The sequence below is a fragment of the Bradyrhizobium sp. P2_E8 genome (assembly GCF_056403875.1).
Genome location: NZ_JBFUES010000122.1, coordinates 1 through 11,843, shown reverse-complemented (window position 1 = coordinate 11,843; position 11,843 = coordinate 1). Strand labels below are relative to the sequence as shown.

The 11,843-nt window shown below is 66.0% G+C and carries 10 protein-coding genes; 8 read left to right on the top strand and 2 right to left on the bottom strand.

All coding sequences use genetic code 11. The annotated features are described in order from the left end of the window. The first annotated feature begins 3 nt into the window (after positions 1 to 3). Entirely contained in the window at positions 4 to 387 is a 384-nt protein-coding gene (locus AC1D00_RS09540) for a DoxX family protein (protein ID WP_477010499.1), read from the top strand. A gap of 11 nt (positions 388 to 398) precedes the next feature. On the opposite strand, the gene AC1D00_RS09535 is transcribed toward AC1D00_RS09540, so the two are convergent. Next, complete coding sequence (locus tag AC1D00_RS09535) at positions 399 to 731, bottom strand: hypothetical protein (RefSeq protein WP_477010498.1); 333 nt, start codon at positions 729 to 731, stop codon at positions 399 to 401. Here AC1D00_RS09535 and AC1D00_RS09530 point away from each other — a divergent pair. From AC1D00_RS09530 to AC1D00_RS09515, 4 genes are all read left to right on the top strand, one after another. Then, positions 730 to 1,761, top strand: a complete 1,032-nt coding sequence (locus AC1D00_RS09530) for a TRAP transporter substrate-binding protein (RefSeq protein WP_027544715.1) — start codon at positions 730 to 732, stop codon at positions 1,759 to 1,761. The genes AC1D00_RS09535 and AC1D00_RS09530 overlap by 2 nt on opposite strands. 7 nt (positions 1,762 to 1,768) lie before the next feature. Next, positions 1,769 to 3,622: a TRAP transporter large permease gene (locus AC1D00_RS09525; protein ID WP_477010497.1), complete on the top strand. Its 1,854-nt coding sequence runs from the start codon at positions 1,769 to 1,771 to the stop codon at positions 3,620 to 3,622. A 12-nt stretch (positions 3,623 to 3,634) separates the two neighbouring features. Then, positions 3,635 to 4,612, top strand: coding sequence for a hydroxyacid dehydrogenase (locus tag AC1D00_RS09520; RefSeq protein WP_477010496.1), 978 nt, complete (start codon positions 3,635 to 3,637; stop codon positions 4,610 to 4,612). Positions 4,613 to 4,698: 86 nt separating this feature from the next. Next, positions 4,699 to 4,830 (top strand): hypothetical protein, encoded by a 132-nt coding sequence (locus tag AC1D00_RS09515; RefSeq protein ID WP_404553724.1) that lies wholly within the window; start codon positions 4,699 to 4,701, stop codon positions 4,828 to 4,830. 21 nt (positions 4,831 to 4,851) lie between these two features. Here the strand turns inward: AC1D00_RS09515 and AC1D00_RS09510 are convergent, their stop codons facing one another. Further along, positions 4,852 to 6,018 carry an ABC transporter substrate-binding protein gene (locus AC1D00_RS09510; protein ID WP_477010495.1) on the bottom strand — a complete coding sequence of 389 codons (1,167 nt, stop codon included), beginning with the start codon at positions 6,016 to 6,018 and terminating at the stop codon, positions 4,852 to 4,854. 325 nt (positions 6,019 to 6,343) lie between these two features. Between AC1D00_RS09510 and AC1D00_RS09505 the strand changes: the two genes are divergently transcribed. From AC1D00_RS09505 to AC1D00_RS09495, 3 genes are all read left to right on the top strand, one after another. After that, the gene (locus tag AC1D00_RS09505; RefSeq protein WP_477010494.1) at positions 6,344 to 8,734 is read left to right on the top strand and encodes a bifunctional diguanylate cyclase/phosphodiesterase; all 2,391 of its coding nucleotides are present in this window, start codon (positions 6,344 to 6,346) and stop codon (positions 8,732 to 8,734) included. Between the two features lie 239 nt (positions 8,735 to 8,973). Then, entirely contained in the window at positions 8,974 to 10,272 is a 1,299-nt protein-coding gene (locus AC1D00_RS09500) for an MFS transporter (RefSeq protein ID WP_477010493.1), read from the top strand. Between the two features lie 156 nt (positions 10,273 to 10,428). Further along, positions 10,429 to 11,843: PAS domain S-box protein (locus tag AC1D00_RS09495; protein WP_477010492.1), on the top strand; the 1,415-nt coding region annotated here is incomplete at its 3' end.

Genomic DNA, 11,843 nt, shown 5'->3' with positions numbered 1-11,843 from the left:
GCGCTGTTCCTCGCCCACGCCGGCCTGAAGCTGTTCGTCTTCACCCCGGCCGGGACCGCAAAGTTCTTCGGCAGCCTCGGCTTCCCGCCCGAACTCGCCTACGTCATCATGACGGTGGAAGTTCTCAGCGGCGTCGCGCTGATCCTCGGCGTCTGGACCCGCTATGCGGCGCTGGCCGGCATCCCGATCCTGCTCGGTGCGATCTTCACCGTGCACGGCGCCGCCGGCTTCTTCTTCACCAATCCGAAGGGCGGCTGGGAATATCCCGCCTTCTGGGCGATCGCGCTCGCGGCGCAGGCCCTGCTCGGCGACGGCGCCTACGCGCTGCGTCCGTCCCGCGATGTCGCTGCGGCAACCGGCCAGCTCAGCGGCGCGCATTCGCGCTGAGATCACGGCATTCACTCGAACGCAACAGCCGCGGGATCAATATCCCGCGGCTTGTTCTGCTTCGCACCGATCAATCTGCGTTCGGCATCGATCCATACCTGAATTGGATCGATCCGCGTCAATGCTGCATGGCGGGCCTCGTCGCTGCCGTGCGGCACCATCGAAAACATCGATAAACACAGGCGTTTCGCTGCGGTCTCTGCCGACGCGCCTGTCTCTCGCGCCGTCGCGGCACCCCGGCCGCAACCCTTGCCTGTGTCGTCGCTTTGGCCATACAGTCCGAGCAAAGGCCGCACGCAACGATCGCGGCCGCGAACAAAAAATACCGGGAGAGACCGCACCATGACCATCGTGCCCGTGAACCGTCGCGCGTTCATCAAGTCATCGGCGGCGGTCACCGCCGGCCTCGTGCTCTCTCCCGCCATTATCGGCCGCGCTGAAGCTGCGACGCTGAAGCTGAAATGCTCCTCCTCGCTGCCGAACGATCCCAAATTCGCCAACGGCCGCGTCTACTACGACAACCTCGTCAAGAACCTGAAGGCGAACGGCCTCGGTGAGCAGGTCGAAGTCGCCTTCTTCCCGGACAATCAGCTCGGTCAGGAGATCGACGTCATCAATTCGGTGAAGCTCGGCGTCATCGACCTCATGGTGTCGGGCTCGTCGATCTCGGCCAATCTGACGCCGCTGGTCGGCACCTTCGACCTCGGCTTTCTCTTCTCGAGTTTCCCGCAGCAGACGAAGGCGTTCGACGCCGGCGCCGCCAAGCCGATCGAGGACGCGCTGCTCAAGGGCAGCAACATCCGCATCATCGCCTGGGCCTACAATTTCGGCTCCCGCAGCGTGCTGGCGAGGAAGCCGGTGAAGACGCCGGAGGATCTCGCGGGCCTCAAGATCCGGACGTTGCCAAATCCCGTCATCACGGAATGCCTGCGCCTGATGGGGGCCGCTGCGACACCGCTGGCGTTCGGCGAAATCTACACGGCATTGCAGGCCGGCGTGCTCGACGGGCTGGAGCACGATCCGCCGACGATCCTGGCCAGCAAGTTCTTCGAAACGGCAAAATTCTACGCGCTGACGCAGCACAATTTCTCGCCGCTTGCGATCTACTTCAGCGACATGACCTACAACCGCATGGACCCGAAGCTGCGCGACGGCTTTCTCGATGCTGCGAAGAAGGCCGCAATCGACACGCGTGCGCATGGGCTTGCGGTCGAGAAGGAGGCGCTGGCGGCCTTGACCGAGAAGGGCGTGACGGTGGCCGAATGCGACCGCGAGGCGTTCAAGAAGCGCGTCGCGCCGCAGCACGAGAACTTCATCAAGGCGCGGCCGGAATCCAAGGCCGTGATCGACATCATCCGCGCGACGCAAGCTTGAGATGACGATGACAGCCGCCGTGCCCCTCTCGGGCGGCCGCCACGGGAGCATCACCCAGCTGCTTCGCCTCAGCGACGCGATCGCGGCCATTCTCCTTGCCGCCGATCTCCTGGTCGTTTGCGCGTCGGTGCTGCTGCGCTTCTGCTTCAATGCGCCGGTCGAATGGTCTGACGACGTCGCGCGCGGATTGATGGTCGGCTCGGCCTTCTTCGGCGCGGCGAGCGCGCTGGCGCGCGGCGAGAATGTCGGCGTGTCCTTCTTCCGCGACCTGTTGCCGGCGAGGTTGCGGGCGCTGGTCGATGCCGCGAGCGCGCTGCTGGTCGTGCTGATCTCGGGCTACGTCGCCTATCACGCCATCAAGCTCGGCTCGCTGACGGCGGGCCAGACCACCGGATCAGGATTGCCGCTGGAACTCACCTTCTATCCGATGGGCATCGGTGCGCTGTTCATGACGGTGTTCGCGATCGACCAGCTCTGCGCCCGGCCGTTTCCTGACATCGCCAGGGGGCTCGTCGCAATCGTCGTCGTCACCGGCCTCTATCTCGTCTGGGATTATCTGTCGCCGTCGTCGGTGCCGTCGGCGGGCACTCTGATGCTGATCGGCTTCTTTGCGACGCTGTTCGGCGGATTGCCGATCGGCTTTGCGCTGGCGCTGGCCGCGCTGATCTTCATCTGGGTCGAGGGCGCGCTGCCCGGCGTGATCTTCGCCCAGCAGATGGCGCGCGGCATCGACAATTTCGTGCTGCTGGCGATCCCCTTCTTCATCCTCGTCGGCTACCTCATGGAAGCCAACGGCATGTCGGTGCGCCTGATCGAGCTGTTGCAGCGTGGGGTCGGCCGTATGCGCGGTGGGCTGAACGTCGTGATGGTGGCCTCGATGGTGCTGTTCTCCGGCATCTCAGGCTCGAAGATGGCTGACGTCGCCGCGGTCGGCTCGGTGCTGATCCCGGCGGCGCGCCGCTCGAAGCAGAATCCGGGCGGCGCGGTGGCGCTGCTCGCGGCGTCCGCGGTGATGGCGGAGACCATCCCGCCCTGCATCAACCTGATCATCCTCGGCTTCGTCGCGAACCTGTCGATCGGCGGCCTGTTCGTCGCAGGGTTGTTGCCGGCGGCGCTGATGGCGCTGGTCCTGATCGCGGTGTCCATCATCTTCGGCAAGCGACCGGCGGATGCCGAGGACGTCGCGCCGCAGATGCCGGTGTCGGGCCTGTGGAGCGGCGCGATCGCCTCGTTCGGCCTGATCTTCATGATTTTCTTCGGCTYCAAGAGCGGCTTTGCCACGGCCACCGAAATCTCGGCCTTCGCGGTCGCCTATGCGCTCGTCATCGGCAGCCTGGTGTTCCGCGAGCTCAGTTTCAAAACGGCCGCGCACAGTTTCGTACAGGCCGCAACGCGCGCGGGGCTCGTGCTGTTCATCGTCGCCGCCGCGCAGTCGCTCGCGTTCACGCTGACCTTGCAGCAGGTGCCGCATGCGGTCGGCGACTTCATGCTCGGATTGTCCAAGACCTCAGGCGTCTGGCTGTTCATCCTGCTCGCGATCGCCGTGCTGATCGTGATGGGCTCGGTGCTGGAAGGCGCGGCCGCGCTGATCATCTTCGGGCCGCTGCTCCTGCCGGTGGCCGTGCAGCTCGGCATCGATCCCCTGCATTTCGGCGTCGTGCTGGTGATCGCGATGGGCATCGGCCTGTTCGCACCGCCGCTCGGGCTCGGACTCTATGGCGCCTGCCTGATCGGCAACGTGCCGATCGAGCAGACGGTGAAGCCGATCATGGGGTATCTTGGCCTCTTGTTCCTGTGTCTGCTCGTCATTGCCTTCGTGCCATGGCTCTCGACGGCGCTGCCGCGGGCATTCGGCTACTGAAGGAGTCTTGCTGTGAAAGTCCTGCTCGCCCACACGCCGGAGATGCGGCGGAATTACTATGGCGATCGCAGCCTGAACGGCCTGCGCGCGGCCGCCGAGGTGATCCTGCACGAGGGCGATCAGCCGCTCGATGCTGCCGGCCTCGTCCGTGCGGCCAGGGACGTTGACATCATCGTCGCCGATCGCATGACCGAGGGACGCGGCGAGATCTTTCCGCAATTGCCGAATCTGCGCGCCTTCGTCCGCTGCGCCGTCGATATCCGCAACGTCGACGTCGATGCGGCCTCGAAGRCGGGCGTGCTGGTGACCCGCGCCGGCCCCGGCTTCGTTCAGGCGGTCGCCGAGCTCGCGCTCGGCTTCATGGTCGATCTCTCCCGCGGCGTGTCGCGGACGACCGCGGACTACCAGGCCGGACGTAAACCCGAGGCGCGGATGGGCCGCCAGCTCGCGGCGAGCCGCATCGGCATCATCGGCTATGGCAGCATCGGGCGTTATCTCGCCGAGATCGCCAAGGTGATGCGCATGGAGGTGCTGGTCGCCGATCCCTTTGCGACCGTCGGCGACAGCGCCATCCGGCAGGTAGGCCTCGACGAGCTCCTCGCCGCATCGGACTATGTCGTCTGCCTTGCGATCGCCAACGCAGAGACCGAGAACCTGATCGGGGAGGCGGCACTGGCGCGCATGCAGAAGCATGCCGTTTTCATCAATCTGTCGCGCGGCAATCTCGTCGACGAGGCGGCGTTGGCACGCGCGCTGCGCGAGAACCGCATTGCCGGTGCGGCAATGGACGTCGGCCGCGCGCCCGACCAGATGCCGACGCCGGAGCTGGCCAAGCTGCCCAACGTCATCGCCACCCCGCATGTCGGCGGGCTGACGCCGCAGGCGATCGAATACCAGTCGCTGGAAACCGTGCGGCAGGTGGAAGCGATCGTCAAAGGCGAGGTCCCGCCAGGCGCCGTCAACGCCGAGCGCTGGACGCGCCGTCCCTGACCACGCGCCTGCCTTGAACCTCCTCCGGGCCCGTGACGTCAAAGTTCCGTGCCTGTCGGGCAATGGTTCATTGAGCAGGTTGAGTCATGAAGTTTCTGACTGCGGCGGCGTGCGCGATCGTAATCGGCCTGTCATTGACCGCCTGCGCCAGCCTCACCTTCGATCCCGACAACAAACCTCCCTACGGCCAGGCGAACGGCAAGAAGTCTGATCGCTAGCTGCAGCAAGGACCGCACGCCCTACAGCCGGTCCACCGCCTTGAATGTCCCGTCCTTCTGGATCACCGTCAGGAACACCTTCGGCGGGTCGTCGATCATGCGCATGCCGATGGTGACGATGGTGCCGCTGATGTCGAAGCGGCCGACGTCGTTGATGGCGCGCAGGAGGCTCGCGCGCGTCGGTTTCGGTCCCGCCTTTTCCAGCGCTGCGGCAGCGAGGCGGCCGGAGAGATAGCCTTCAAGCGACACGAAGTCCGGTGTCAGCGTCGGGTCGAACGCCGTCTGCGCCGCCTGGTAGTCGGCGACGAGCTTGAGCGAGCGATCCCAGGGAAACGGCACGACCTGCGAGACGATGACGCCTTCGCCCTCGGGGCCAAGCTCCCTGGCAAGCGCATTGGCGCCGACGAAGGAGATGTTGACGAAGGTCGGATACGAGCCGCTGCGGTGTGCGAGCTTGATGAACTCGGCGCAGGGACCGTAGGTCCCGACCATGACGATGGCCTCGGGTTCGGCGCGCTTGATCATTCGCCAAGCCGAGGCTACGGCGCGGGTGTTGCGCTCGAAGGTGCCTTCGGCGGCGAGCTCGAGGCCGCGCCTGGCAAGCGCGCGCTTCACGCCGACGAGTCCGTCGCGGCCGAAGGAATCATCCTGGTAGAAGATGCCGATGCGGGTGAACCGGCGGTCCTCGGTGAGGTGCTTGATCCATGCCTCGGCTTCCGCGCCGTAGCTCGCGCGGATGTTGACGACGTTCGGAAGCTCGAGGTCGCGCAGGAATTCGGCGCCGGTGAACGGACCGATGAAGGGGACGTTCCTGGCGCTGGTGATCGGGATCGTCGCGATCGCGGTCGGCGTGCCCACCGCGCCGATCAGCGCGAACACCCTGTCGTCCTCGAGCAGCTGCAGCGTCTGCGCCACCGAGCGATCGGGGTCGTAGCCGTCGTCGCGGCTGATGAGCTGGAGCTTGCGGCCATGGACGCCGCCCTTGCCGTTGATCTCGTTGAACGCCGCGACGATGCCTTGCCGCATGCGCTGCCCGAGCGCGGAGGAGGGACCTTCGAGCGCGGCCGCCTGGCCGAACAGGATCGCATCGTCGCTGACGCCGACCTCGTCGCCCTTCGCGGGCAGCATTGCCGCGGTCAGCAATGCGATGGTCAAGGCGAGGTATGTCGCGGAGCGCGATCGTGTCATGTGGGTGCTTGTCGGATGCAGGACGCGTTGCGGAAACGATAGTTCTGCGGGCTGAACAGGTCGCTAACCGGCGCCGCGCCGACGATCCGTAAGACTCCGGGTAAAACCGGCAAGTTACTGCCAGTCTGCTGCAACTTTGCAGGCCGATCGTTAACTAAGCCGCGCAATCCCGGACGACCGGGTTCCGAAATTTTGCAGTTCTTAACCCCGATCCTTGTCCGATAGTGGTTCCGGCGGCTCAACCAGAAGTTCGAGCCGCCGCGCCGATGGGGACTTGCGGATCAAGATGGGCGGTCGCGATCAGAACGATCAGGATCGGAAACGGATGACCGGATGGTGGCGTGCCGCGCCGCTGCTCGGGCTCTATCGCCCTGCGCTGGTCGCGGTTGCCGTCGGCCTGCTGTTCTCGGTCGCGGGCGCGGCCGCCGTTGCGCGATGGGAAAACCGCGTCAACAAGCTCGAGTTCGAGAACGCGGCCGAAACCGAAGCGATCGTCATGCAGAACGGCATGAGCGAGTATATCTCTAGGCTCGTCGCGCTGCGCACGCTGTTCGAATCGACCAAAGACGAAATCACCCGCAGCGAATTCGAGACCTTCAGCACCCGTCTGTTCGAGCGCCATCCCGGCATGCTGCGAATCGCCTGGCTGCCGCGCGTCAACCGCAAGGAGCGCGCCGAATACGAGGCAGCCGCGATCACGGACGGCGTGCCCGGCTATCGCATCAAGTCGCTCCAGGGTGATGCCTTCGCGGTCGCGCCGCAGAGCGACGAATATTTTCCGGTGTTCTACTCGACCCAGCCCAAGACCTCGCAGGTCTACGGCATGGATTACGCGACCGTCCCGGAACGTCGTGCGGCCCTGGAGCGGGCGCGCGACAACGATCGGATCGCGGCCCTCCGCACCCGCCTGTTCGAACCCAAGGAGGGCGGCCGGCTGCCCGACGTCCTCGTGGCCATTCCCGTCTACGCCAAAGGGACGTCGCGCGAGACGGTCGCCGACCGGCGCCGCAATCTGGCCGGCTTCGTCGTCGGCGTGTTCGACCTGCCGGTGCTGGTCCAGTCCATTCGCGTGACCACCGGCGCAAGCCCCGCGGTCAGCGTCAACGTCTATCCGCCCTTCACGGGACAGATCGTCAGCCTCGAACAAAGCCTGCCGGATTATTCGTCGGCCGCCACGGCGCCGCAGTCGATGCGGGACGTCGCGCGGGCCCTGCACTGGTCGGGCAGTCTCAAGATCGGCGACACCGACTGGCAGGTGCGCGCCATGCCGACGGCCGGCGGCGCGCTCGAGACGTCCTACGATCGCGCGGTCGCGGTCCTCATCGTCGGCATGCTGCTGACGCTGTCGCTGTCGACTTATCTCATGCTGGCAAGCCGCAATTCGCGGCGCCTGTCGCTGGCGAACCGTCGGGTGCTCGAGCTCGCCCAGACCGACATCCTGACCGGCCTGCCGAACCGTGCCTTCTTCCTCGCCCGGCTCGACGATCTCAACGGCCAGCTCAACGACAGCGGTTCGACCTTCTCGATCCTGATGCTCGATCTCGACCGCTTCAAGAACGTCAACGACTCGCTCGGTCACGGCGCCGGCGATGCGCTGCTGCGCCAGGTGGCGCAGCGGCTGAAATCCGCGCTGCGCGCCACCGACGTCTTGGCGCGACTCGGCGGCGACGAGTTCGCCATCATCCAGGAGGGCTGCGAGGACCAGCGCGTCTGCTCCACCGAGCTGGCGGGACGGATCGCCAAGCTCGTGGCCGAACCGTTCCTCCTGCCCGGACATCGCGTCGAGATCGGCACCAGCATCGGCATTGCGATCGCGCCGGACCATGGCAGCGACCAGGAGCAGTTGCTGAAGAAGGCCGACCTTGCGCTCTATCGCTCGAAATCAGCGGGCCGCAACTGCTTCACCATCTACGACGAGGCGATGTCGGCCGAGCTCGAGGCGCGCAGCACGCTGGAAGGCGACCTGCGCGACGCCATCGCGCTCTGCCAGCTCGAGGTGCACTACCAGCCGTTCGTCGATGCGGCCAGCGGCCAGCGGCGCGGCTTCGAGGCGCTGGTGCGCTGGCGGCATCCGAGCCGCGGCCTGATCCCACCGGACCAGTTCATTCCGCTGGCGGAGGAGACCGGGCTGATCGTGCCGCTCGGCGAATTCGTGCTGCGGCGCGCCTGCGCGGATGCGGCCAGCTGGCCCTCCGGCCTTGCGGTCGCGGTGAACTTGTCGCCGATCCAGTTCAAGGAGGCCGAGCTGTTCGAGATGATCTGCGCGGCGCTCGCCGATTCCGGCCTGCCACCGCAGCGGCTGGAGATCGAGATCACGGAATCGGTCCTGCTCGAACGCGGCGTCGAGAACCTCGCTTTCATGGAGCGGCTGAAGAGTATCGGCATCGAGCTCGCGCTCGACGATTTCGGCACCGGCTATTCGTCGCTCAGCTATCTGACCACGTTCCCGTTCGACAAGATCAAGATCGACAAGTCGTTCATCCGCAACCTGACGCATCAGCCGCGCAGTTCCGCCATCATCGCCTCGATCGTGACGCTGGCGCGCGGGCTGGACATGTCGGTCACCGCCGAGGGCGTCGAGACATGCGAGGAGTTCGAGCGGCTGAAAGCGCTCGGCGTCAATTTCGCGCAAGGCTATCTGTTCGGGCGTCCGCAGCCGGTCGACCAGATCGCATTCGACGAGTCCGTCCGGCCTTCGCAACTCGACGCCGCCTGAGCGCTCGTCTCCTCRGGATGAGGCTAAGCGGCATCGGTGCTTGCCAAACCTGCTACCGCGCACTCCGTCCTCATCCTGAGGAGCCCGCCAGAGCGGGCGTCTCGAAGGATGGGCCGCAAGAAATCCTCCAGCCGCGTCCTCTCGAATGCGATTGCGCCGGACGGGCATCCGCGAAAAGCGCTTGACCCGGGCGTCCCCGGATGGTCGGTAGGATCGTCTAGGGATGAAATAAACACAACATGCGGCTTCCGTTCTTCTACGGCTGGGTCGTGGTCGCGGTGACCTTCGTCACCATGGCCATCGGCGTCAACGCACGCACCGCGTTCTCGCTGTTCTTTCCGCCGATCATCTCCGAATTCGGCTGGGAGCGCGGGATCACGGCGGGCGCATTCTCCTTCGGCTTCGTGGTGTCGGGCGTGGTCAGCCCGCTGATCGGTCGCCTGATGGACCGCGCCGGTCCCCGCGCGGTGATGGAGCTCGGCGTCGTGCTGATGGGCGGCGGGCTGCTGCTCGCTCCGCTCACAAGCGAGCCCTGGCATCTCTACGTGACCATCGGCGTCATGGTCGGCGCCGGCAGCGTCTGTCTCGGCTATTCCGGCCAGTCGCTGTTCCTGCCGAACTGGTTCATCCGCAAGCGCGGCTTCGCCATCGGCATCGCCTTCGCCGGCGTCGGCATCGGCTCGGTGACGCTGCTGCCATGGGTGCAGCACATGATCGAACAGACCGGCTGGCGCACGGCCTGCACCGCGATGGGTCTGCTCATCCTGATCGTGCTGGCGCCGATCAACCTGTTCCTGCACAAGCGCCCCGAGGATATCGGCCTTCGACCGGATGGCGATGCCGCGCCGGCCGCCGGCGCCGCAAAGCCGGTCTCCAACATCGTCGATCCCGTCTGGGTCGGCACCGAGTGGACGCTCAAGCGCGCCGTCGGGACGGCGCGGTTCTGGTGGATCGCGGTCGGCTATTTCTCCGGCCTGTACATCTGGTACGCGGTGCAGGTGCACCAGACCAAGTTCCTGCTCGATATCGGCTTCAGCCCCGGTGTCGCGGTGTGGGCGCTTGGCATCGTCAGCCTGCTCGGCATTCCCGGCCAGATCGTGCTGGGCCATGTTTCCGACCGCATTGGACGGGAATGGGTCTGGGCCATCAGCTGCGCAGGTTTTGCGATCTGTTTCGCGGCACTGATGGCGCTGAAGTTCGAGCCTTCGCTCTGGCTCGTCTATCTCATGGTGTTCGCGCAAGGCGCGCTCGGCTACGGCCTCACCTCGATCATGGGCGCGGTGGTGTTCGAGATCTTCCAGGGCAAGCACCAGGGCAGCATCTTCGGCACGATCATGCTGGCGGCCCTGGCCGGCGGCGCGGCCGGTCCCTGGCTCACGGGTTTTCTCCATGATCGCACGGGCGATTACACGCTCGCCTTCGCCATCGCCATCGTCGTGAGTGCATTGTCGGCGCTGTCGGTATGGCGGGCGTCGCCCGGCAAGGTGCGGGCCGTGGCCGGACGGCTGCACAAGCTCCAGGGCGCACGCGCGGAGTAGGTTCCACACGCATCGGATTACCTTCGTCTCTTTCGCGGACCGTTAAGCATGCCGCGTCTTGGCGGGACGCGGCGGGACTGCAAAAATATCTTGGACACCATCGAAGCGCTAGCCTCGATCGATTTCTGCTTCTTCCCGATCACTCCGGGTCCAACGATGTCTGCCTCCGATTCTCTTGCGACAGAAACTCCGGAACTGCTGCTGGCTGCGCTCGAACGCGCCGGCGATGGCGTCGTCATCGTCGATGACGCGCAGCGCATCAGGCACTTCAACAGCGCCGCGGAGCGGATCTGGAAGCTCGCGCGCACCGAGGTGCTCGGTCGCGATGCCGGCCTTCTCACCCTCAAATGCCTCCAGGTCGATGCGGTCACGGATTTCCGCGACGAGATCAGCCTCGTGCGGCGCGACGGCAGCCGCATCAAGGCGGCCATCACGCTGTCCTCCGCGACCATCGATGGCGCGGTCCATCACATCGTGTTCGCCCGCGACGTCACCGCGGAGGCCGAGCGCCGTGTGCGGATCGGGCTTCTCCACGCCGTTTCCGACYAGACCAACCGCGTGGTGATCATCACCGACACCGAGCAGAACATCGTCTACGTCAATTCGGCGTTCACTTCGCTGTTCGGCTATACCAGCGAGGAGGCCGAAGGGCGCCGCGCGGGCGCGCTCATCGCCGGCCGCCACACCGATCGCAAGGCCGTCGCCAAATTCGTCAAGCGTTTGATGCATGGCGGCCGCCGCGGCGAGGCCGAGGTGCTCGCCTACGACAAGGACGGCGAGGAGATCTGGGTCTGCGCCCGGATCGATGCCTTCCGCGACAAGAAGGGCAGGGTCAGGCACATCTTCGCGCTGCTCGAGGACATCACCGAGACCAAGCAGCTGCGCTCGCTCCAGCAGCTCATCATGAGCGCGCTGGCCGACGAGGTTCCGATCGCCGAGATCGCCGACCGGCTGTGTCGCCGCGTCGAGGAGATTGCGCCCGACGTCGTCTGCTCGCTGCTTCACGTCGATGCCGCGGGCCTGATCCACCCGCTCGGGGGTCCGAGCCTGCCCGAGGACTATTCCCGCGCACTGGACGGCGTTGCGATCGGCCCCGATGTCGGCTCCTGCGGAACGGCTGCCTATTATGGCGAGCCGGTCCTGGCTGAAGATCTCGACACCGATCCGCGCTGGCAGCCTTACAAGGCGATGCCGCTCGGGATTGGCCTGCGCGCCTGCTGGTCGACCCCGGTCAAGGCCAAGGACGGAAGGGTCATCGCCACCTTCGCCTTCTACTACCGGGAACCGCGCGCGCCGAGCAACTGGCACCGGCGCATCGTCGACGCCTGCGTCAACCTCGGCGCGTTTGCGATCGAGCGCAAGGAGGCGCGCGCGGAGATCGCGCGGCTCGCCTATCACGACATCCTCACCGGCCTGCCCAACCGCGCGCAGCTGCGGCACCTGATCTCCGCCGCGATCGACGCCTGTCCGACCGGCAGCCACGTCGCGCTGGCCTTCCTCGACGTCGACCATTTCAAGGACGTCAACGATACGCTCGGTCACGCCGCCGGCGACGAGCTCCTGATCCAGCT

What these genes read in the sequence shown, in the direction of transcription:
- AC1D00_RS09530 (WP_027544715.1), top strand. Translation starts at nt 730, where the DNA reads ATGACCATCGTGCCCGTGAACCGTCGCGCGTTCATCAAGTCATCGGCG.
- AC1D00_RS09535 (WP_477010498.1), bottom strand. Translation starts at nt 731, where the DNA reads ATGGTGCGGTCTCTCCCGGTATTTTTTGTTCGCGGCCGCGATCGTTGC.
- AC1D00_RS09515 (WP_404553724.1), top strand. Translation starts at nt 4,699, where the DNA reads ATGAAGTTTCTGACTGCGGCGGCGTGCGCGATCGTAATCGGCCTGTCA.
- AC1D00_RS09510 (WP_477010495.1), bottom strand. Translation starts at nt 6,018, where the DNA reads ATGACACGATCGCGCTCCGCGACATACCTCGCCTTGACCATCGCATTG.
- AC1D00_RS09505 (WP_477010494.1), top strand. Translation starts at nt 6,344, where the DNA reads ATGACCGGATGGTGGCGTGCCGCGCCGCTGCTCGGGCTCTATCGCCCT.
- AC1D00_RS09500 (WP_477010493.1), top strand. Translation starts at nt 8,974, where the DNA reads ATGCGGCTTCCGTTCTTCTACGGCTGGGTCGTGGTCGCGGTGACCTTC.